The sequence below is a fragment of the Synechococcus sp. ROS8604 genome (genome assembly GCF_014279655.1).
Taxonomy (GTDB): domain Bacteria; phylum Cyanobacteriota; class Cyanobacteriia; order PCC-6307; family Cyanobiaceae; genus Synechococcus_C.
Window position 1 is genome coordinate 2,265,891 of sequence record NZ_CP047946.1, and the last position, 15,764, is coordinate 2,281,654.

The 15,764-nt window shown below is 53.4% G+C and carries 16 protein-coding genes; 6 read left to right on the top strand and 10 right to left on the bottom strand.

The features are described from left to right. Positions 1-687 precede the first annotated feature (687 nt). The gene (locus tag SynROS8604_RS12280) at positions 688-1,974 is read left to right on the top strand and encodes an MFS transporter (RefSeq protein ID WP_186544209.1); all 1,287 of its coding nucleotides are present in this window, start codon (positions 688-690) and stop codon (positions 1,972-1,974) included. A gap of 14 nt (positions 1,975-1,988) precedes the next feature. Here the strand turns inward: SynROS8604_RS12280 and SynROS8604_RS12285 are convergent, their stop codons facing one another. From SynROS8604_RS12285 to SynROS8604_RS12295, 3 genes are read right to left on the bottom strand one after another with little or no spacing between them, the layout of a single operon-like run. Next, the gene (locus SynROS8604_RS12285) at positions 1,989-2,255 is read right to left on the bottom strand and encodes a hypothetical protein (protein WP_186544210.1); all 267 of its coding nucleotides are present in this window, start codon (positions 2,253-2,255) and stop codon (positions 1,989-1,991) included. A 36-nt stretch (positions 2,256-2,291) separates the two neighbouring features. Beyond that, complete coding sequence (locus tag SynROS8604_RS12290; RefSeq protein ID WP_186544211.1) at positions 2,292-2,705, bottom strand: hypothetical protein; 414 nt, start codon at positions 2,703-2,705, stop codon at positions 2,292-2,294. Between the two features lie 36 nt (positions 2,706-2,741). Then, positions 2,742-3,155 carry a hypothetical protein gene (locus tag SynROS8604_RS12295; RefSeq protein WP_186544212.1) on the bottom strand — a complete coding sequence of 138 codons (414 nt, stop codon included), beginning with the start codon at positions 3,153-3,155 and terminating at the stop codon, positions 2,742-2,744. 586 nt (positions 3,156-3,741) lie between these two features. Here SynROS8604_RS12295 and SynROS8604_RS12300 point away from each other — a divergent pair. The 3 genes from SynROS8604_RS12300 to SynROS8604_RS12310 all read left to right on the top strand — a co-directional run bounded on the left by SynROS8604_RS12300 (position 3,742) and on the right by SynROS8604_RS12310 (position 5,911). Continuing rightward, the gene (locus SynROS8604_RS12300; RefSeq protein ID WP_186544213.1) at positions 3,742-4,158 is read left to right on the top strand and encodes a hypothetical protein; all 417 of its coding nucleotides are present in this window, start codon (positions 3,742-3,744) and stop codon (positions 4,156-4,158) included. A 335-nt stretch (positions 4,159-4,493) separates the two neighbouring features. Next, positions 4,494-5,186 (top strand): hypothetical protein, encoded by a 693-nt coding sequence (locus SynROS8604_RS12305; RefSeq protein ID WP_186544214.1) that lies wholly within the window; start codon positions 4,494-4,496, stop codon positions 5,184-5,186. Continuing rightward, complete coding sequence (locus tag SynROS8604_RS12310; protein ID WP_186544215.1) at positions 5,090-5,911, top strand: hypothetical protein; 822 nt, start codon at positions 5,090-5,092, stop codon at positions 5,909-5,911. Before SynROS8604_RS12305 ends, SynROS8604_RS12310 begins: the two co-directional genes overlap by 97 nt. A gap of 315 nt (positions 5,912-6,226) precedes the next feature. Here SynROS8604_RS12310 and SynROS8604_RS12315 read toward each other — a convergent pair whose 3' ends face one another. The 5 genes from SynROS8604_RS12315 to SynROS8604_RS12335 form a co-directional block, all read right to left on the bottom strand. Further along, positions 6,227-6,430 (bottom strand): hypothetical protein, encoded by a 204-nt coding sequence (locus SynROS8604_RS12315; RefSeq protein ID WP_222930110.1) that lies wholly within the window; start codon positions 6,428-6,430, stop codon positions 6,227-6,229. Positions 6,431-6,476: 46 nt separating this feature from the next. Then, a complete protein-coding gene (locus tag SynROS8604_RS12320) occupies positions 6,477-6,773 on the bottom strand; it encodes a hypothetical protein (RefSeq protein WP_255445048.1) in 297 nt (98 codons plus the stop codon). A gap of 407 nt (positions 6,774-7,180) precedes the next feature. Then, a complete protein-coding gene (locus tag SynROS8604_RS12325) occupies positions 7,181-10,882 on the bottom strand; it encodes a hydantoinase B/oxoprolinase family protein (RefSeq protein ID WP_186544216.1) in 3,702 nt (1,233 codons plus the stop codon). A gap of 4 nt (positions 10,883-10,886) precedes the next feature. Continuing rightward, entirely contained in the window at positions 10,887-11,612 is a 726-nt protein-coding gene (locus SynROS8604_RS12330; RefSeq protein WP_186545971.1) for a glucosamine-6-phosphate deaminase, read from the bottom strand. Positions 11,613-11,687: 75 nt separating this feature from the next. Beyond that, positions 11,688-13,109, bottom strand: coding sequence for a SpoIID/LytB domain-containing protein (locus SynROS8604_RS12335; RefSeq protein WP_186544217.1), 1,422 nt, complete (start codon positions 13,107-13,109; stop codon positions 11,688-11,690). 142 nt (positions 13,110-13,251) lie between these two features. Here SynROS8604_RS12335 and SynROS8604_RS12340 point away from each other — a divergent pair, with 142 nt between their 5' ends. Next, a complete protein-coding gene (locus SynROS8604_RS12340) occupies positions 13,252-14,196 on the top strand; it encodes a ribonuclease Z (protein WP_006854276.1) in 945 nt (314 codons plus the stop codon). 117 nt (positions 14,197-14,313) lie between these two features. Next, positions 14,314-14,826 carry a photosystem II cytochrome c-550 gene (psbV, locus tag SynROS8604_RS12345; protein ID WP_222930111.1) on the top strand — a complete coding sequence of 171 codons (513 nt, stop codon included), beginning with the start codon at positions 14,314-14,316 and terminating at the stop codon, positions 14,824-14,826. 67 nt (positions 14,827-14,893) lie between these two features. Here psbV and SynROS8604_RS12350 read toward each other — a convergent pair whose 3' ends face one another. After that, positions 14,894-15,316, bottom strand: coding sequence for a hypothetical protein (locus tag SynROS8604_RS12350; RefSeq protein WP_186544218.1), 423 nt, complete (start codon positions 15,314-15,316; stop codon positions 14,894-14,896). Between the two features lie 103 nt (positions 15,317-15,419). Next, positions 15,420-15,719: a ferredoxin gene (locus tag SynROS8604_RS12355; protein WP_006043345.1), complete on the bottom strand. Its 300-nt coding sequence runs from the start codon at positions 15,717-15,719 to the stop codon at positions 15,420-15,422. Positions 15,720-15,764 lie beyond the last annotated feature (45 nt).

Genomic DNA, 15,764 nt, shown 5'->3' on the forward strand with positions numbered 1-15,764 from the left:
CCCCAGTGAACTGGATCTGATGAGAGACATCGTCAGCAACCAAAGCGGGCAAAGGAACTCAACATCAACATTAATCAAATCAGCCAAAGAGCAAGAAAATCAATCATGAATCCTATGCATTCAGCAGCTTTGATATGACAAGTGCCTCCAACGCAACAACAGGTGGGGCACTAAGCCATAGCGGTGTTCATGCTAGATTCAAGAAAATATTACCAACATGCTAGATATTTTACCTGGATATTATATTGTTTTCTTGGCACTAGGACTAGCAGCCGTTCTCGTGGTCTTTTTTTATTCCTTTACTCGAAATTCCAACTATGAAGTGCAACAGCGAGCCAAAAAAATCCAAGAGAAGAGGCAAAAAACATCAAAGCCTAACGATGAATAGCCTCTAACACATCTGCCAAGTGTTGTGCTTACAGTTTCAAGTCTCTGCTTTTTTGCCAAGGGAGATCGAAACCAAGCGTAAACGAGCAATCTTGGCATTGAATCAACTAATTACTTTCAATGCAGATTTTGCGTGCTCTGCACGAATAGTCATTCACAAAAACATGCTGATCAATCCCAATTGCCCCCAAACCATTCATTATCAGACATTGGCGCAATATAGCCTCAACAAAAAGTTGTTCGTAGCGTGCATCAGCGAAGCAATCTCTTTAGTTTTTTCCAAAAAAACTCTCAGCCAAGATGTTCAATTCAAGAGAGCAAAGCAGAATCACTTCAAGCTGGAAACGGATTGTCGCCGTAGGAGTGGAGGGCTTTGCAAGTGGTCTTCCACTGATGTCAGTTAGCACGCTGCTTCAGGGATGGCTAACCGCTAATGGGATTCCGATTGCAACGATTGGGCTTCTTGGACTCACAGAACTGCCCTACACCCTCAAATTGTTTTGGGCGCCCCTGATGGACCACTGGGCCATCCCATGGCCAGACCGGCGCCGAGGATGGATCGCCCTCCTACAGCTAATGATCGGCATTGGCTTGGTGAGTTTCGCCCGTTTCGGGGCAACAATTTCCACAAATGAGATTATCGCGATCGGCGTTGCTGCTTTTGTGATTGCGATATTGAGCGCATCTCAAGATGTTGTCGTTGATGCCTATCGGACGGACCTGCTAGCTCCACCCGAACGGGGCGGAGGTGCGGCATCAGCAACACTCGGTTACCGAGGCGCCATGTTGTTTATTGGCGCCGGCTGCTTCGTGATCGCGGGCCAATTTGGCTGGCAAACATCCTTCATCACGGCTGGAAGCGCCATGTTGGTGATTGCGCCCATCACCCTAGCTGCTCCAATACTCCCTGCAATCCAAAACCCGGTTCCAACCCTCAGGGGAGCCGTTCTTGGACCTTCCCGTGAATTCATCACTCGGACAGGCCGAAAGCGGGGCGTTCTGATTTTGCTCCTTGTGATGCTGTATCGCTGGCCCGATGGGCTTCTGGGTTTGATGGCCGTTCCATTCCTGATCCAAAGCGGGTTCTCTCCAGAAACGATTGGCACGGTTCAGGGAGGCTGGGGCATTGGCGCTGCAATCGCTGGCACTGCGGTCGGTGGACTCTTTTTTTCCAAGCTAGGGCTCAATCGTGCTCTATGGGTCTATGGCGTGATCGGGGCCTTCAGCAACCTCGCCTACTGGGCACTAGCTCGATTTGGAGGCGGCTTCAAAGGTCTTCTGGTCGCTGTGAGCGTAGAGAACTTCTGTAGCGGAATGATGGTGAGTGCCTTTTTAGCACTGCTGATGAGTTTATGTAATCCTCGCTTTTCTGCCGCTCAATATGCACTTTTATCTGGAATTTATGCCCTCAGCCGATCACTCTTGTCCACGCCTGGAGGCGTGATTGCAAGTCAGGTGGGCTGGAGTACGTTTTTTGCTCTCACGATGGCAGCGGCGGTTCCATCTCTACTCTTGTTGTGCGTGTTGGCTCCATGGAAAGAACGCTTGCCCCGCGGTGCATTCGACCTCAGTCGAGACGCGGCCTAACACCACTTGATCGTTTAAAGGAGAGCAACAAGCAAGCCACTTTCAGTCTCGTCGGTTTTGGTTCTAGTGGCAATGCGCGATTGCACCGATGCGCTGTCCACCCGTCTAAGCCACACTTTGTGTATCGAAATCGGAGGAGCCATGACGGCCGACACTCCACCTGAGCAGATCACAGAAGCAGCCTGACCACTTGGCCCCTGCTCCAACAGTTTTTTCACCCAACGGCGAGTTCCGTCCTTCGGTAGGCAATCTCTTGAGCGCCACGTCGATCGACACTCCATCTGCACCGAACCAGGTGCCCTAAGGAGTTCAAACACTCACCACTTAGGAACCAGGCCCCAGGCGCCGAACGCCAGACGCTTCGCACTCCTCTTTCCATTCACTGTTGTCGTTTCGAGGTTCACACTTCTCCGATACAGATTCACTGGATATTGGTTAGCGATATGCATAAACGAGCGAGCTAGGCCGTCTCTTCCATCCGGGAGGGGCGGCCTCTCCTCGTCGGTTTTGGTTCTAGTGGCAATGCGCGATTGCACCGATGCGCTGTCCACCCGTCTAAGCCACACTTTGTGTATCGAAATCGGAGGAGCCATGACGGCCGACACTCCACCTGAGCAGATCACAGAAGCAGCCTGACCACTTGGCCCCTGCTCCAACAGTTTTTTCACCCAACGGCGAGTTCCGTCCTTCGGTAGGCAATCTCTTGAGCGCCACGTCGATCGACACTCCATCTGCACCGAACCAGGTGCCCTAAGGAGTTCAAACACTCACCACTTAGGAACCAGGCCCCAGGCGCCGAACGCCAGACGCTTCGCACTCCTCTTTCCATTCACTGTTGTCGTTTCGAGGTTCACACTTCTCCGATACAGATTCACTGGATATTGGTTAGCGATATGCATAAACGAGCGAGCTAGGCCGTCTCTTCCATCCGGGAGGGGCGGCCTCTCCTCGTCGGTTTTGGTTCTGATGGCAATGCGCGATTGCACCGATGCGCTGTCCACCCGTCTAAGCCACACTTTGTGTATCGAAATCGGAGGAGCCATGACGGCCGACACTCCACCTGAGCAGATCACAGAAGCAGCCTGACCACTTGGCCCCTGCTCCAACAGTTTTTTCACCCAACGGCGAGTTCCGTCCTTCGGTAGGCAATCTCTTGAGCGCCACGTCGATCGACACTCCATCTGCACCGAACCAGGTGCCCTAAGGAGTTCAAACACTCACCACTTAGGAACCAGGCCCCAGGCGCCGAACGCCAGACGCTTCGCACTCCTCTTTCCATTCACTGTTGTCGTTTCGAGGTTCACACTTCTCCGATACAGATTCACTGGATATTGGTTAGCGATATGCATAAACGAGCGAGCTAGGCCGTCTCTTCCATCCGGGAGGGGCGGCCTCTCAATTCACGAATTATTGATCCCTCAGATCATGCCGCAGAGTATTTCTGGCGATATGACTGATACTATATCGATAGTAAGCCTTAACAAATAACCACTGACTATTGGTAGCCAACTAAAAAATCTGAAGCCAAGCCAAAACATCTTCTCACTTAACTGCTTACATCAATCCCAAGAAAAAATCAGCCTCAAACAAGGCTTAGTCAACGACAACCCCCTAACCGATTCGACAATAAACAGAACGGACAGCTTAGGCATTCTTGCTTAATCACCAAAGCAACGAAAAGTATATTTCACAACGTTTAGGAGCCTCATGCACTCTCTCAAAGTTAGTCGTTACTTATTATCTTAAAAGCATAGACGCCTTCGGGGCATGAAATTCAATCTTCGCTTAGTGCTCTCTGCCTGGAACCAAGTAGGGCTGGACCTTGTCAAGGGAGCAGAGCGTGGCCCAACGATAAGTAGTCGCTTTTACGCTCTTCTCAACATGGCAATGTGGGAGGCACTTGAATTTATTGAATCCAAACCTTCTAATGACTTATTCACAGATATTTTCGCATCAGAGCAGGAATCTGCAGCATTTGCTGCTCATAAAATAATCACAACAATTGGCATTGACTTGTTGAATGATCAGTATTTAGAAAACAAATGGGATCTTTCTGAGGGTACAGGAATTGCGCCTAATAATCCGCCAAAATTTGGAGATGATATCAGCGCATCCGATCAAAAAAATACTTTTTATCCATTGCCGATAATCTTTTACAGAAAATCATTAGTGATACAGGCTTAAATTCAGCCTATTCTGAAAAGATAGGGCATGCAGCAGCCCTCAAAGTCATTGACTTCTCATATGAAGATGGAGCAGATCAAAATGGAGATTATCAAGGTGAAAGCTCATATCAAATTCAACATTGGATTGAAGATCGTGATCTTGGTCCACTGATTGAGCGGCCTACATCATCTGATGGCACCCCACTGACCAACAAGCAGATTAACTACAACTTCTACGACGAGGATCGCTGGATTTATAAAAATTTTAATCCCAATATTGCTCTTGCTTCATTACCTGAGGGTTTTGTCATTTCAGAGAAAGGAGTCTTAAGCACTTCAAATGATCCTGGATTTATGGAGATCAACCTAGCCGTTAAGGCTGGTCAAACTTCTTTGACATCTACATGGCAGAGTATTACTGATTGGGGAATTTTCCCCACTATTGATGATGGGGGCACCCAAAAACCACTTACTCCTTACTGGGGAGATGTTGATGTATATTCTTTCGATACAGCTGATGATTATCAATTAACGTCATATGAATTGCCCTATCTTCCTGATGGCAGTTTGAATCAGGCTTTTGTTGATGAAGCAAGACAACTTGCCATCTTATCGAAAGGACTTCAGACAGGTCAATCTGATGCAGCACATAATAGAGCTATTGCTGAATACTGGGAGCTTGGTGATGGTTCACCTTACCCATCAGGCCACTGGATTAATCTAACCAATGATATCCTTCTTGATTCTAAGATAACGATCTCTGACGATATCGCCTCTGATTTATTATTTGCAGTGTCACAGAGTGTACGTGATGCAGGTGCAATTGGCTGGGGATTAAAGTACAACTTGGATACAGTACGACCTTTTACAGCCATAAATCAATTGTTTTACGGCTCTATTACTCCTGACTGGGAAGGAGACGACTTGGCGCAGATCGATGACAGAGAAGGATGGAACCCTTATCAATTAAGACGAAATTATACGCCGCCATTCCCGGACATTGTTTCAGGCCACTCGGCTTTCAGTACATCTTCTTCTGTTGTATAAGAGGTATTCTTGGAAGTAATTATTACCCCTATCAATCAGTTGAATTTAATTCCCGTTTTTCCGGTAACGATGGATTTGACGGTATCTCTAGCAATGGTAACGAAACACGTTCTTTGCAATGGAATTATTTCTCACAACAAGCAGAGGAAGCAGGGTTTTCACGAATGCTAGGAGGAATTCATATGGCTTCTGGCAATGTTGAAGGGATGAAGCTTGGAATTGAGATCGGACATCGAGTACTTCAACGTCTTAAACTCGATCAAGAGGGCTTAGAGCTTGAGGGAGACGTTTCAGAAACACTTTCCACCATGATTCCAGACTTGATTTTTGGGACTCTGGTAAACGATTCTATCACCGGTACATTTTCTTCAACAGCCAAAGTTGGTGAGGTATATGCTTTTGGCGGAGACGATCTGATTAGTTATAATGTTTCAGACCATTCATGCCTGGATCAAATTCATTTATTTGGCGGTTTAGGCAATGATCGTTTTCTGCTGGACGCTGAAGCTGTCAGCATTAATGTAAGAGTAGCTGACTTTGAAGCCGGTGACACCATCGAAATCATCAACCTAGGCTCAAGCGATAGCGTGGGTGATTTTAAATTTAGCATTATACAAACCGATGCAGGGACTCCAATCACTCAAATCATGCTAGACAATAATTTATTGTTTGAACTTGATGGCTACTTTGAACGCAACCTACTAGAAGCAATTAGCATAAGCTAGTGATTTATTTAACCGATCAACAATACAATCAGCCCAAGGATCTTTTCGTCAGCGCAAGTCATCACTTCGTGAATCAATGAATTTCCTGAGTAACTTCGCTGAACATGAGAGGCAACTATAGTCTATTGAACGTTAACCTGAGAGGAATAGTACTCCTGTCCGGAGCAAGATTACGCCCTAAAGATCGCTGTCAATCACTAGGCAGACTGCTTGATCCCTACCGCTTTTAGCACCTCAAACCCAAGTCAAAAACGATGGTTTTAGATATTTTCATTTTACTTTGCAGAGTAATCCTCCCCTGCGCATTCAAAGCTTTTATTTTCTTCCCGTCAGCTCATCCCAACTAACCGCAGCCTCAACATTCTCAATGCTTTGATTCAATCGACAGTGAGGATTCTGATGACGGTCAAAAAGGGAATACTGCTCAATCACTTTAGGGTCGATCAATCCGAGCCTACTTAGAGGCTCCTGCTTTGCATCAATAGAATCAGACATACAGCCATCTTCATCAAGAGCCATGAATTCAGCCTCAAAACAGATTTTTCGACAAATATTAGAACTTAAATCATTTAGACAGCTCAATTCCATCGTGATAATCATCTAAGAGCAAAGAAAACCCATTAAAGTAAGCACAGAGTTCACCACGCAGCTGTGCGTAATAGCTCAAAGCTTCATTACTATAAGCCTGGCTCATTTCTTTTAAAAGGTTATCAGTAAGTCTATCCAATGCTTGATGGGCGACAACCAAATCAACATGGATCAGATCCCTCCTTTCGTTCGAAGTGATTGGGTCATTACTGCTAGAAGCACAGCAAGGATTCGCCTCTATCAATTGCTGTCGAAATGCTTCAATTTCGCTCATCGGATCATGAAACCGTTGCCCCAGAAACATAGAACGTCTGCTCCCATCAACCTGGTTAATCCAGATACACAACAATGTGTTCGAGAACACGCATCACGCATCTACTCCTAAGAACAAATCATTCGCTAGCGGAGTCTAATCCGCATCAATAGCTACAAAGCAGCTAAACGTCAAAATACTCATGACTGAAATTTAGTATCATATTTAACCAGAAAAAAACGTCCAAGTAGCATTCAACACTCCCCGTCAGGATCGCCCCAAATCATGGTCAATGGAGAACAATTTCATAACCATGGAACTATTTGTTGGGATCTGCATCATTCCCTTTTTGAGCGCCCTCTTTATCCAAGCCGGTCAAAATGACGACGCTGACGACCATGATTTCCTTTAGCCAAGAAGGTCCTTTCTTAGGCAACCGAAGACATTGAGTCTTTGATTGATTGCGTTCGTTCCGCCATTCCCCAGCCGCCACCACCAGGCGTTGCAATCCAAAGCCGATCACCGGCTTCAACCCTCTGCTCGAAACAGCCTGATTGTTTCTGCCAGGGACCTCCCTGTTCACTCAACCAAGTCATCCCAAGAGCACCTGCCTCTCCACCAGCCAAACCAAATGGCGGCACGCGCCTTGACCCAGACAGCAAAGCCACCGACATCGGAGCAAGAAAACGAATCTGCCGCTCAAGCCCATCACCACCGCACCAGCGGCCGATGCCTCCACTGCCTCGGCGCAGCTGAAAGCGTTCCAAACGCACTGGGAATCGCTGCTCGAGGATTTCCGGATCTGTGAGTCTGGAATTGGTCATGTGGGTTTGCACGCCGGATGACCCCTGGAAACCCGGACCGGCCCCGCCGCCTCCAGTGATCGTTTCGTAGTACTGAGATTGCTCATCTCCAAACGTGAGGTTGTTCATGGTTCCCTGCGCCGCGGCCATCACTCCCATGGCTGCAAACAACAGGTTGCAGAGCGCCTGAGAGGTTTCCACATTGCCTGCCACCACGGCAGCTGGGGGAAGCGGATTCAACAACGATCCTTGCGGGACCACCAGGGTGAGCGGCTCAAAGCAGCCCGCATTCAGGGGGATCGATTCATCCACCAAGCAGCGCAGCACATACAACACAGCGGCTTTAGTCACCGCTAGCGGAGCATGAAAATTGTGCTCCCCCTGGGGACTCGTGCCCGTGAAATCCAGGCGCGCCGTCCTCGCTTGGTGGTCCACATGCACAGCAAGCTGCAAACGGCCGCCATGGTCTAACTCCACGCTGAACTGCTGGTCCGCCAAACGGCTGATCACACGACGCACCGTTTCCGCCGCATGGGTTTGAACAAAACGCATATATCGACTGACGCGGGCAGCTCCCTCGCGCAGCATCAACTGTTCGAGATGGTTCACGCCGAGGCGGTTCGCCGCCACCTGAGCCTGCAAATCTGCCCAAAGCACATCGGGAGAGCGCGGCGGCTGCCGCTCTGCCTTCAAGATCGCGTTCCAGCCATCCCGATCCAAAACACCCCCACGCAGCAGTGACCAGTTGCGGAGCCGTAGGCCTTCCTCTCCGATCTCTTGACTGAAGGGAGGCATGGAACCAGGCGTGAGTCCCCCAACATCGGCGTGATGTCCGCGACAAGCGACGTAATAGCTCGGCCGTTCCCCCTCCCCAAAGACAGGGGTCATCGCCGTGATATCCGGGAGATGGGTTCCTCCGTGATATGGGTCATTGCTGAGCACTGTTTCGCCCGGCTCAAGCGGCGGACGCTCTCCGCGCTGGATCTGATTCAGCAGGTCCAGCACCGCCTCACCCATGGATCCCAAATGAACGGGAATATGGGGTGCATTGGCAACCAAGGCCCCGTTGTGATCGAACAACGCGCAAGAGAAGTCCAGCCGCTCGCGGATGTTCACAGAGCGGCTCGTCTGCCGAAGCCGCTCCCCCATCTGCTCAGCAATCACCATGAAGCGGTGATGAAACAGGCTCAGATCCACCGGGTCTGGACCATCAACAACCTGATCCCGCGCTGCCCGTGGAACCGGAAGCTCCTCACCGGTGAGGAGCAAGCTTCCAGCTGAGTCACAGCAGGCTGACCAGCCAGGCTCGAGCACGGTGCAACCCGTGGCATCAAGAATTAAAGCTGGACCCTGCAAAGGCTCACGCAACAAAGCATCGGAACGCTGCAGCACCGGAACCTCCTGCCAGCCCAATCCAGGCCAGTGAATGGTGGCTGTTGTGCTGAGAGCTTCCCACAGCGACCGTGGCTCTGAAGCCATCTGGCTGTCGTCCTGAAGGCGTGCGGGTGCCGTAAACACTTCAACCTCCAACCGCTCCACGATCAAGGCGGTGGTGCGGGGAGGCTTGTAGCCAAAGCGCTGAGCATGGGCTTGGTCAAAATCAGCTTCCAACTGTGAGAGTTGCAAGGTGGGTGCGAGCTCAGCGATCGGGATCAGCAAGCCACGTTCTGACGCAGCATCCCGAAGCTCCAGCCGAATGCGCCGCTCAAATTGAGACGCAGGGCCTGCACCCGCTGCCTCCAGCTTTTCCTCTGCAACGTCCAACTCCTGGCGAATCATTCCAGGAAGGGACGTCAACAATTCCGCGTCAAGGGCACACCGCACCACCACCTGACGCCATTCCCGCAGGCGCGCCTGACCCAGGCCAAAAGCCGACAAAACGCCCGCGAGGGGATGGATCAACACTTGGCGAAGACCCAACACTCCCGCCACTCGGCACGCCAATTGCCCGGCCGCTCCGCCATAGGCCACAAGAGCTCCAGCACGGATGTCATGACCCCGCAGCAACGACACCTGCTGAATCGCACCAGCCATCGTTTCCACGGCCAGGTCAAGCGCCCCCTCCGCAAGCGACTCAGGATCCCGTCCCAATTGGCAAGCAAGCTCCCCGAAGCGCTTGCGCACCACCTCCAGATCCGGACGCAAATCAGCCGCCGGACCAAACACAGCGGGGAAGGCCTCCACCTGTAAACGACCCAGATAAAGATGAGCGTCGGTAATGGTTAGGGGGCCACCACAGCGGTAGCAAGCGGGTCCAGGGTTTGCGCCCGCAGAGCGAGGACCCACCTGCAAACGATCGCCATCGGTATCAATGATCGAGCCCCCACCTGCGGCGACGGTCTGGATCGGAAGTCGCGCAGCAGACAACTCGAGGCCGGCAATTTTGGTCTCCGCACTGCGCTCCCAGTCCTTATCAGAGGCTCCTGCTGGCAAACAAAACACATCGGTGCTGGTGCCACCCATGTCCACACCGACAAGCGCCTGACCTGCCAAACCAGCAGCCTCTGCTGCGGCAACCGCCCCAACCATCCCTCCAGCGGGCCCAGAGAGAATCGTGTCCTTCGCGAACAGTTGATCAAGACCTTGCAAGGCGCCACTGGAGGTCATCACCCGCAGGCGTGTCTGCCCTCCAAGGGACTGCATCACTTGCTGGAGATAACGAAAGAGCACCTGTTCCACCGCCGCCTCAACGACGGTGGTCTCAGACCGAGGAACCAAGCGCGGCAATGGGCTCACCTGGTGGGAGCAAACCACCGTGGTGAAGCCCACCGATCGGGCGAATGCCGCCAGTCGCCTCTCATGGCTTGGCTCACGCCAGGTATGCATCAGGGCAATGGCGCAGGCGTTGATACCGGCACTCCGATGAGCGCGGAGCCGCGTCTCCAGGTCGGCATCGAGGCAAAGCGGTTCTACCTCTTCTCCATCGGCATTCAATCGCCCTCTGGATTCAACAACCGCCACGGCCAGCGACGTCCGAACTGGAATCTCTAGAGCGAACAGATCAGGGCGATGCTGATCACCAATCAACAACAAATCCGCCAGACCCTGGTTGGTAATCAACAGAACTGGCTCCCCTGCCCCCTCAAGCAGGGCATTGGTCGCCACGGTTGTCCCCAAGCGCACCTCCTGGATCAAACCTGGCGGAATCTGAGCTGCCGCAGGTAAACCCATCAGCTCTCGGATGGCACGAACAGCGGGATCACCACAATCGATCGCTTGCTCTGAGAGCACTTTGCGAACCACAAGCTCACCACTGGGGGCGCGACCAACGAGATCCGTGAAGGTTCCGCCACGGTCAATCCAAAAGTTCCATTGGGTCGCCGTCATCGGTTCACGGTCCTTCCTCACCCCATGCCGCATCGTCCACCCACAACCAAAGCCTTGGGTGACGCCGTAGCCAGCTGGCCGGCACCTCTGGATCACCATCACGATCCAAAGCCTTGCGCAGGATCCCCGCCTTGGATGCACCCGTCACGATCAGGTGAAGTTCATCCGCCGCCAAGATCTCTTGAAGGCCAAGGGTGATTGCTTGCTCGGGCACCAACCCCGGACGTCCCTGGAACGCAGAGGCATTTTGAGATCGCGTACTGGAGCTGAGCCTGACCACGCGACAACGCACCTCTGGACCGCAGGGGGGCTCGTTAAACCCCACATGGCCATTGCTGCCCAATCCCAACAGCTGCAAGTCAATCCCCCCGGCGCTACGGATAGCGGCTGCATAGCGATCAGCGGCTGCTTCAGGGTCGGCAGTCGCTCCATCTGGCAGCGAGACCTGAGCAGGATCCAGGCCTAGAGGCCCCACCAGGTGGTGTCCCATAAAGGCGGAGAAAGAGCTGGGATGCTCCGCTGCCAAACCCACATATTCATCAAGGTTGAAACTGCGCCAGTGCTGACGCAAAAGCTCTAAACGATTCGTAGGCCAATCCCTTAAACGAGAGACCAAGGCGGCATAGAGGGGCTCCATGGTGCGTCCAGTCGCCAAACCGAGGGGCCGAAACGCCTCTGACTCAAGAGAGGCCAGCAAGCGTTGCTCAAGCTGATCAACCACAGCCTCCATGAGCTGCAGCGGATTGCGCTTGCGACTGATCGTGGTCGTGTCCGAGATCTTGAGCACGATGAACGGCCATTGTCATCAACCCCACCAGGCTGACTCTGAACGGAGCCGAAGCGCCACAGCTGGATCATCGCTGGAGCGATAAGGGCGAATTTCTGCACCGCGGTAGTAATGCAAAAGAATCTGACGAAAATCAGCACCTTGAAGAGCCAAACCATGGGCTCCCCACTGACTCATCCCAACCCCATGTCCAAAGCCTTGACCACGGGCTTCGAGCACCAACTCGCCCTCCCTGACATCAAGACGTGGACGGTTGAAGGCTGAAGGGTTGCGTTGGGGGAGTGGTGGCGGTAGTGGTGGTGGCAGGAGAGACGCCAGTCGACTCGGGGGGCTGGATGTGGTGGCAGGACCCGTGTTGTCAGAACCACTCGCAGAGTCCTGCCACAGACCGATCAAAGGCGGAGCTGCTTGAGAGCCGGATTGTGAGGCTGTCCAAGACGTTGTCCGAGTAGCTGTGTGAGTCGATGCCGTTGGAGGCTCGACCGAGCCATTGATGAGCTCGAATTGAACCATCGTGCTTTTGAGACCGAGACGCTTGCGCAGCTCCCTCCCCGTTAGCAGCAAAGAGCCTCGTGGACCCTGCACACGCGCCGAACGCACCCGACCCGTCGAGCTTTTCTTGAGCACCTGCAAGCGCTTGACACCTCCAGTTTCACGGAAGAGATCGCGCAGCTGATCGTCATCAAACCGTTTGTTCCAGCGATGCACCGGACTGTGTTGATCGTGATCCGCAACGCTGACCAGATAGGGAAGTTGACTGCGCCAAACCTCACCACTGGGTTCCGTTGCACCACCAGAGCTGCTGTGAAACACAGCGTTAATCAGCCGGCCGGCATGGACTAAAACCAACGAGCGAGTGCTTTCCACGGCTTCGATTGTGCTGGGGGTTTCGGATTCAACCCCGCGGTAAACCTGGCTAGAGACGGTGGCCTTGACATCAAAGTCTCCTGTCTTCCCGCGCTGCCTGAGGGCATAGGTGCGCGCCGCAACCGCCTGCGCTTGCAAGGCCGGCAGTGGCCAACGATGGGGCATTTCACTCCCCACAACACTGGCTAAATAGGTCTCAATCCCAATGTGATTCACCACCTGCACCTGGCCGCCACGCACTAAAAACTGCAACCGGCCGCGATAACGGCGAGAGCCGAGCCAAATGCCGCGGGGGTCATTGCTTTGCACCTCGATCGCAGAGCCAGCTGACAGGGAGCGAGCCGAGCCGTCACTCATCTGACCACTGATCTTGAGGCGCCCGGATCTCAGACTGACCTCCATCGAGCGCATGCGTTGATCGCCGCGGCCCAGACCTCGCACCAAGAAAGGCTGATCTGCATCAGCGCGCAGACGCACCACCGAGGCTTGTGACAGCAGCACTCGCATCGACGGCTCCTGTGCCGCCTGCACAACCCGCTGCTCGAAGCTGACCGCCATCACAGCAATCGGCATGGCCAAGGCAGCAGTCAGCACAGAAAAAAACGCTGACGTACGTGTGAGCACTGCAAGCTGAAACCAGGCAGCTCAGTGTGACCTGATGATTCGGAAGCGGCTAGGTCCCCGTGGCAGATTTGATGGCTCAGCGCGTTAAAACGTGCAGGTCACCTTTCTTGGAACCAGTTCAGGCGTGCCCACCCGGGGTCGCAATGTTTCGTCTGTGGCACTGCGTTTGCCGCAGAGATCGGAGCTGTGGTTGTTCGATTGCGGAGAGGGAACCCAACATCAATTTTTGCGCTGCGATTTGCGCCTCTCCCAACTGAGGAGAGTGTTCATCACCCACATGCATGGCGACCATGTCTTCGGACTGCCTGGGCTGCTGGCAAGTTTGGGGCTGGGCGGCACAAGCAATGGGGTGGATCTCTACGGCCCTGATCCTTTGGATGCGTATCTCCAAGGGGTTCTGCGCACGAGTTCAACCCGCATCGGCTATCCGCTGGCGATCCATCGCGTGCGCGAAGCGGCTGAACAACACACCGTTGTGTTTGAAGACGACGATCTGATCGTGACCGCGGCCCCCCTCAACCATCGCGTTCCGGCCTACGCCTATCGAGCCGAACAAAAGCCAAGAGCAGGACGTTTTGACATCGACAAAGCGAGAGAGCTCCAAATCCCGCCAGGGCCTGTGTACGCCGCCCTAAAGCGCGGTGAGTCGGTCACGCTGGAGGACGGTCGAACCATCGATGGCCGGACCTTATGCGGGCCAGAACAACCGGGTGTGAGCGTTGTGTATTGCACCGACACCGTCTTCTGCGAAGCAGCGGTGCAGTTGGCTCAGGGAGCCGACCTGCTGATCCATGAATCAACCTTCTCCCACGCCGAAGCCGATATGGCTTTCAAAAGACAACACTCCACCAGCACCATGGCGGCACAGACCGCTGCTGAAGCCGGCGTCAAGCAGTTAGCGCTGACCCACCTCAGCCCGCGCTATGCCCCTGGAAACGCAGTCACCGCAGACGATTTGGTGGCAGAAGCCAGGGCCATTTTTCCGAACACGATTTTGGCCAAGGATTTCCTCAATGTGGACGTCCATCCCTCTTAATCCGTGGGCGCGCGCTGCAACAGTTCGTGATCACTAGACCCTTAAGGGGCTCATCCGCATCCCACCCCGTGATACAAGGACTTGGTGCGCTGTCTACGTCAGTCTCTGACATCTTTCATGGCCTCTTTTTTCTCCACATTGCGTCGATCCTTGAATCGACTGTTGATCGCCCTGCCAGTGCTGCTTGGACTGTTGATCAGCGCCCCCGCCCAGGCCGCCCAGTGGGATGCCGAGATTCTCACGGTGCCAGCTGACGGCGATGGCGCCCTGGTCACCTTCAGTGAGCAAGAAATCAAGACAGGGCGGAAGGTGTTCAACGTCAGCTGCGGCACCTGCCACGCCGGCGGCATCACCAAAACCAACCAGAATGTGGGCCTGGATACTGAAACGCTTGCGCTGGCCACTCCAGCCCGTGACAACGTCGCGTCTCTCGTGGATTACCTCCAAGACCCCACGTCCTACGACGGGGAATACAGCATCGCCGATTTGCATCCCAGCATGCGCAGTCGCGATCTTTATCCCGCCATGCGCGATCTCACCGATGAAGATCTCCGCCTGATGTCCGGATACATCCTGGTGGCCCCCAAAGTCTTGGGTGTCGAATGGGGCGGCGGCAAGATCTACTTCTAACGCCCAAACAAGTTCCCAATCGCTCAGCCTGCTCTATCGCTCAGCCTGCTCTTCGGAGCAGGCTTTTTTATGGAGTGTCCTCCGTGAAAGGCTCTGATCCAGAAAGCTCGGCAGGTGAATCATTGTCAGCAGCCATGGACTTCGGTTGACGGCTGTACCACCACTCCTGCAACTCAGGCGTCAAGCACATCGAAAAGAGCGTCAGGAGCGTGGCCGTAGGGCGAGATCCCGGCTGGAGCAACTCAACGGAATAGGAAGGGCAGCGCCTGGAAGCAAGATCTGGAACAAACCGGCGACCCACCCGACGCCAACTCGGCTCTTTGCTACGCCAAGCCAAGCGACAACAGGGCCAGGGCAGCTCCTCACGATCAAACAGACGACAACAGGGTCCAATCACCCGAAAGCTGTACTGTCCGCCTGGACTGGCATGCACCGTTCCGTGCTCCAGCAGTGCCTGTACATCAGAACGCAGAGCAGGAACAGGTTTCACAGGGATGATCAAGCACTTAGAGCCGTCATCACATTAAAAAGCCACCCCGAGGGGTGGCAGAAAGATCGCTCGGATAGGAGACCTCAGCTCGAAGCTGCAGAGCTCAATACAGCTCTTCTTCAGCGTGAGTTTTGATGGTGCAATCTGAAGTGGGGTAGGCCACACAGGTCAGAACGAAACCAGCTTCGATCTGGTCGTCGTCAAGGAAGCTCTGGTCGGACTGATCAACGGTGCCGGCAGTGATTTTGCCTGCGCACGTGGAGCAAGCGCCTGCACGGCAGGAATAGGGGAGATCGATACCTTGCTCTTCAGCAGCATCGAGGATGTACTGATCGTCAGGAACTTCGATGGTCTTGTTGAGGCCTTCGCTCTCGCTGACCAGGGTGACCTTATAAGAAGCCATGGATGGATGTAATGCGCAGAGATCGAATCGATCTGAACCTGCTGG